This is a genomic window from Bradyrhizobium sp., from assembly GCF_050014615.1.
Lineage (GTDB): Bacteria > Pseudomonadota > Alphaproteobacteria > Rhizobiales > Xanthobacteraceae > Bradyrhizobium.
This window is the reverse complement of record NZ_JBEKCZ010000349.1, coordinates 1-6,144: the sequence shown is the minus strand read 5'-3', so window position 1 is coordinate 6,144 and position 6,144 is coordinate 1. Positions and strand designations below refer to the sequence as shown.

Here is a 6,144-nt window from a genome sequence, read left to right as displayed (position 1 = left end):
GTTTCGAGACCATCACCGGCCGCGCCGGTCCGCTCGACGACACCCCGCGCCGGCTCTACCGGATTACGCTGGCGAATTATTTCGCGGCCGCGGTGATGATGCCGTACCAGGCGTTCCACAGCGCGGCGGAAGCGCTGAGCTACGACGTCCATGTGCTGGCGCAGCGTTTCAATGCCGGCTTCGAGCAGGTCTGCCATCGCCTGACCACGCTGCAGCGGCCCAATGCGCGCGGCGTGCCGTTCTTCCTGCTGCGGGTCGACAATGCCGGCAATGTCTCCAAGCGATTTTCCTCGGGCACCTTTCCGTTTTCCAAATTCGGCGGCACCTGCCCGCTGTGGAACGTGCATTCGACCTTCGATACGCCGGACCGCCTGCTCAAGCAGGTGATCGAACTGCCCGACGGCACCCGCTATTTCTCGATCGCGCAGATGCTGCGCCGGCCGGTGGCGCCGCATCCGCAACCGCAGCCGCGCTTTGCGATCGGGCTGGGCTGCGAAATCCGCCACGCGACAAAACTGGTCTACGCCACCGGCATGGATCTGGAGAAGACCGAGGGCACGCCGATTGGCGTCAACTGCCGGCTCTGCGAGCGCGAAAACTGCAGCCAGCGCGCCGAACCGCCGATCACGCGCACGCTCATTCTCGACGAGAACACCAGACGGGTGTCGTCATTCGCGTTCAGCAATGCGCGGGAGGTGTGAGGGACCGTCATTGCGAGCGATAGCGAAGCAATCCATGATGCAACAAGGAAGCAAGCGTGGATTGCCTCGTCGTTTCCGCCTTCGCTCGTTGAGCTACGGCGGACAAGTCGCTCCTCGCAATGACGAAAAACTCGTCATACCCCGCGCATGCGGGGTATCCAGTACGCTGCAGCTTCTCGATTCCATCATCGGCGCCTCTGGAATACTGGATCATCCGCTTTCGCGGATGATGACGGCCAGGAGTAAATCAGTACTCACAATGCCACCGCTTCAAAACGACCCCGTTGGCTAATCCGCCACAGCGTCTATGGTGTTTCGAGCCTTCGTCGCATCTGACCCCGGGAGTGGACCCCACCCATGTTCGTTTCATTTTTTCCCAGACCCAAGCTGTTCTTTTGGTCGGCCATCGCCTGGGCGGCGCTGGCGATGGCGTTCTGGTATGGCTTCGCCAGCAATCTCGTGGATTCGTCCCACGCAATTGTCGGCGTGGCGCTGTTCTGGTCAGTGCCGTCGCTGTGGTTCGACCTTTATTTTGCGATTTGTGTCGCGCTGTTCGCGGGCGCCTGGATGTGGTTCGCGCCGCATCCCTGGGCGCCATGGTCGATCATCGGCTCCGCGCTGATCCTGTTCACCTCCTACTTTCAGGTCCAGGTCAGCGTCGCCATCAACAGCTGGTACGGGCCGTTCTACGATCTGGTCCAGGCCGCGCTGTCGAAGTCGAAGGTGGTCACGGTCGAGGAATTCTACAGCGAATTGTCGACCTTCGCCGGCATCGCTTTGGTCGCGGTCGTGGTCGGCGTGATGACGCGGTTCTTCGTCAGCCACTACATCTTCCGCTGGCGCACCGCGATGAACGACTTCTACGTCGCCAACTGGCCGCGGCTGCGCACCATCGAGGGCGCCTCGCAGCGGGTGCAGGAAGACACCATGCGGTTTGCCACCACCGTGGAAGGCCTCGGCGTCAATCTGATCAGCGCGGTGTTGACGCTGCTGGCCTTCCTGCCGGTTCTCCTAAGACTTTCCAGCAATGTCACCGAGCTGCCGCTGATCGGCTCCATCCCCTATCCGCTGGTGTTCGCCGCGGTGATCTGGTCGTTGTTCGGAACCGGCGCACTGGCGCTGATCGGCATCCGGCTGCCCGGCATCGAATTCTTCAACCAGCGCGTCGAGGCGGCCTATCGCAAGGAGCTCGTGCTGGGCGAGGATGATTCCACCCACGCCGACCCGCCGACGCTTGACGCGCTGTTCGTCAACATTCGCCGGAATTATTTCCGGCTTTATCTGAACTTCCTGTATTTCAACGTCGGCCGCATCGTCTATCTGCAGACCGACGTCGTCTTCCCCTACATCCTGCTGGCGCCGACCATCGTCGCCGGCAAGATCACGCTCGGCGCGATGAACCAGATCCTCAATGCGTTCACGCAGGTGCGAACCTCGTTTCAGTACCTGGTCAATTCGTGGAGTACGATTGTCGAACTGATCTCGATCTATCAACGGCTGCGCGGCTTCGAGGCCATGATCGTCGGCGCGCCGCTGCCCGCGATCGAAGCGGAGGCGGAGCCGGCGTCGTTGTTGTGATGGGGCCGTACACAATTGCTGCCTATCATTGTCGTCCCGGCGTTCGCCGGGACGACATATCGGAGTGACTTCCGGTGATGACGTTGTCCCGCCGTGATGCTACGAACAGCCGTCTTCCGCGAATAGAAACCCGATTGGTCTCCGCATGCGAACGTTTTCAACGGCACCATTATTTCTCGGCGCAATCTTATTGGCGATCTCATGCGTACCACTGCCCGCGCTAGCTCAGCTGACTGCACCGGCAGATCAACCAACTGCCGCACGAGCCAGACCACCCGCCGCCCCCTCCTCCCGCGCGGCCTCCTGCCACAACGGCCAATCGTTCGACCGCTTCCTGGCCGATCTGAAACAGCAGGCGGTTGCCGCCGGGGTGTCGCAGCGCGCCATTGCCGAAGCCTCGCCTTATCTGGTCTACGACCGTCTACGACCAGGGCATCGTCAACCGCGACCGCGGCCAGCGCGTGTTCGGGCAGGTGTTCACTGAATTCGCCGGCCGCATGGCGGCGCCGTACCGGATGCAGCAGGGCCAGGCCCACATCAAGACCTATGCCGACGCCTTTGCGCGCGCCGAGAAGGAATACGGCGTGCCGCCGGCCGTGATCGCGGCGTTCTGGGGGCTCGAAAGCGATTTCGGCGCCAACATGGGCAACCTGCCGACGCTGCGCTCGCTGGTGTCGCTGGCCTATGATTGCCGCCGCTCCGAGCGCTTTAGCAACGAGACCATCGCCGCGCTGAAGATCATCGACCGCGGCGATCTGGCGCCGGACGAGATGGTCGGCTCCTGGGCCGGCGAGCTCGGGCAAACCCAGTTCCTGCCGACGCATTATTTCACCTATGCGGTCGATTACGACGGCGACGGCCGTCGCAACCTGCTGCGCAGCCCGGAGGACGTGATCGGCTCGACCGCGAACTACATCGCCAACGGGTTGAAATGGCGGCGCGGCGAACCCTGGCTGCAGGAAGTGCGCGTGCCGCCGAGCCTGCCGTGGGACCAGGCTGACCTGACCATCCAGCTGCCGCGCTCGAAATGGGCGCAGCTCGGCGTGACCTATCCTGACGGCAAGGCGCTGCCGGCCGACGAATTGCCGGCCTCGGTGCTGCTGCCGATGGGCCGCAGCGGGCCGGCGTTTCTGGCCTACGCCAATTTCGCCGCCTATACCGAGTGGAATAACTCGCTGATCTATTCGACCACCGCCGGCTATCTCGCGACCCGCATCGCCGGCGCGGCGCCACTGCATCGCCCGGCGGCACCGGTAGTGCAACTGCCCTTCAACGAGCTGCGCGAGCTGCAGCAATTACTGGTGGCAGCGCCGTCAAGGCGATGCAGATCAAATACGGCCTGCCCGCCGATTCCTGGCCCACCGCCGAATTGCTGGCGCGGATGCGCGGCCCGCGGGCGCCAGCGCCTGCGCCGGGCGCGGCGGCGCAGAGGTAGGCTCTCCGCCGTCATGCCCCGCTTCAAGCGGGGCATCCAGTAATCCGAGGCGCCGATGCATTCACACGATAAGCGACACGGCGTACTGGATCGCCCGGTCAAGCCGGGCGACGACAGGAAGGGTTCGATGCTATTCGAACCCCCCTCTAGAATCGAAAAGAGCCTCAGATGTCCTTCTATGACGCCACCGTTCCGGCCTTCCTGCAAATTCTCGGCAGCCTCTCGGGTCTTCTCACCAAGGCCGAGGCACACTGCAAGGCGAAGAACATCCAGCCCGAGGTGCTGCTCGGGGCGCGGCTCTATCCGGACATGCTGCCGCTGTCGAAGCAGGTCCAACTCGCCTGCGACTTCGCCGCCAAGGGCTGCGCGCGGCTGACGCACAGCGACGTGCCATCGACGCCCGACACCGAAAAGACCTTCGAGGAGTTGCGGCAGCGGCTGGCCAAAACAAGCGACTACCTGAAGACGTTCAAGCCCGCGCAATTCGAGGGTGCCGACGCCCGCGACGTCACCTTCCCCGCCGGTCCGGAAAAAACCATGACCCTCAAGGGACAGCAATTCCTCAGCCACGTCGCCTTCCCGAATTTCTATTTCCACGCCACCACCACCCACGGCATTCTGCGGCACAACGGCGTGGAAATCGGCAAGCGCGATTTTCTGGGCGTGAGCTGATACGCACCGTCATTCCGGGATGGTGCGTGAGCACCAGACCTCAGATGTGCAATTGCACATCGCGGAATCTCGAGATTCCGGGTTCGCGCGTCGCGCGCCCCGGAATGACGGGAGATGGGCCCCCAGTCGTTGACGGAATTGTTCAACCACCAAAGCCTCCTCCGGGAGAACACTCCTGCTGCATCATTCCCGACGGTGACAAATCAATCCTCGCCCCACTCGCTCGCAAAATCCTGATCGCGCGCGGCCTTGCTGCGAGCGGTTGCAGTGCACATTTCAGTGTCACTCGCCAATTCAATCGGACTTACCAGTTTCCCCGCCAATTTCCCGCCACTTACCGGAACAGCAAAAATGAGCACACCGACCAAACTCTTCGAGCCGTACAAACTTGGCCCGATCACGCTGCCCAATCGCGTTGTGATGGCGCCCCTGACCCGCAACCGCGCGGGTGCCGGTCTGGTGCCCGGTCCACTGGCGGTCGAGTATTACGGGCAGCGCGCCTCCGCTGGATTGTTGATCACCGAAGCGAGCCAGGTCTCGCAGCAGGGCCAGGGTTATCAGGACACGCCCGGCATTTATTCGAAGGAGCAGGTCGCCGGCTGGCGCAAGGTGACGGACCGCGTGCACGAGCGCGGCGGACGCATCTTCCTCCAGGCCTGGCATGTCGGCCGCATTTCGCATACCTCGCTGCAGCCCAATGAAGGCGCGCCGGTCGCCCCCTCGGCGATCCGCGCCAAGGGCAAGACCTTTGTCGGCGGCACCTTCACCGACATCTCCGAACCGCGCGCGCTCGAGCTTTCGGAAATCCCCGGGATCATCGAGAGCTTCAAGCGTGGCGCCGCCAACGCGCTGGCCGCGGGCTTCGACGGCGTCGAAATTCATGGCGCCAACGGCTATCTGCTGGATCAGTTTGCCAAAGACGGCACCAACAAGCGCACCGACGCCTATGGCGGATCGATCGAGAACCGCGCCAGGCTGATGCTCGAAGTCTCCAAGGTCGTCAGCGCGGAAATCGGCAATGAGCGAACCGGCATCCGGATTTCACCGGTGACACCCGCCAACGACGTCTCCGACAGCAATCCGCAGCCGCTGTTCGATTATATCGTCGATCATCTCAATGCGCTGAAGCTGAGCTACATCCACGTCATCGAGGGCGCGACTGGTGGCCCGCGCGACATCGCGCCGTTCGACTACGGCTCTTTGCGCAAGCGCTTCAAGGGCGCCTATATCGCCAACAATGGCTATGATTTCGATCTCGCCACCAGGGTGCTCGCGGCCAATGAAGCCGACCTGATCGCGTTCGGAAAACCGTTCATTTCAAATCCGGATCTGGTCGAGCGCCTCAAGCGCGGCGCACCGTTGAACGCCCCCGACAAGGCCACGTTCTACGGCGGCGGCGCCAAGGGCTACACGGATTACCCGGCGCTCGGCGAAGCGCTGGATGCGGCGCAGTGATCTAGACACATAGCAAGCCGTCATACCCGCGAAAGCGGGTATCCAGTAATCGCCGGCGTCAGCGATAGAATCGAGAAGGCTCGGCGTACTGGATCGTCCGCCTGCGCGGACGATGACAGCGGTGGAAATGCAAGGGCCGGGATCACTCCCGGCCCTTTTTGCTAACCCCCGCGCCCGCCGCTTCTTTGCGGACCGGCTGCGTTGTTCTAATGTGCGGAGCATGAACCAAAACACCGCCGAGGACATCGTTCGCCGCGCCACCGCGGCCTTTAATTCCGGCCAGCCCGATGCGGCGCGCGCGCT

4 protein-coding genes and 1 pseudogene are annotated in these 6,144 nt (G+C 63.0%); all 5 read left to right on the top strand.

Annotation, left to right across the window (positions count from 1 at the left end; genetic code table 11):
* Positions 1-701: helix-turn-helix domain-containing protein (locus tag ABR948_RS29395; RefSeq protein WP_428124811.1), on the top strand; the 701-nt coding region annotated here is incomplete at its 5' end.
* 357 nt (positions 702-1,058) lie between these two features.
* Entirely contained in the window at positions 1,059-2,279 is a 1,221-nt protein-coding gene (gene sbmA / locus ABR948_RS29390; RefSeq protein WP_428124809.1) for a peptide antibiotic transporter SbmA, read from the top strand.
* A gap of 145 nt (positions 2,280-2,424) precedes the next feature.
* Positions 2,425-3,714: pseudogene (locus ABR948_RS29385) on the top strand (lytic murein transglycosylase).
* A gap of 168 nt (positions 3,715-3,882) precedes the next feature.
* Positions 3,883-4,386, top strand: a complete 504-nt coding sequence (locus ABR948_RS29380) for a DUF1993 domain-containing protein (protein WP_428124807.1) — start codon at positions 3,883-3,885, stop codon at positions 4,384-4,386.
* Between the two features lie 351 nt (positions 4,387-4,737).
* On the top strand, positions 4,738-5,841 hold the full coding sequence (locus ABR948_RS29375; RefSeq protein ID WP_428124805.1) for an alkene reductase: 1,104 nt from the start codon (positions 4,738-4,740) through the stop codon (positions 5,839-5,841).
* Positions 5,842-6,144 lie beyond the last annotated feature (303 nt).

Coding starts and splice junctions, on each gene's coding strand:
- sbmA (WP_428124809.1), top strand. CDS start 1,059: ATGTTCGTTTCATTTTTTCCCAGACCCAAGCTGTTCTTTTGGTCGGCC.
- ABR948_RS29380 (WP_428124807.1), top strand. CDS start 3,883: ATGTCCTTCTATGACGCCACCGTTCCGGCCTTCCTGCAAATTCTCGGC.
- ABR948_RS29375 (WP_428124805.1), top strand. CDS start 4,738: ATGAGCACACCGACCAAACTCTTCGAGCCGTACAAACTTGGCCCGATC.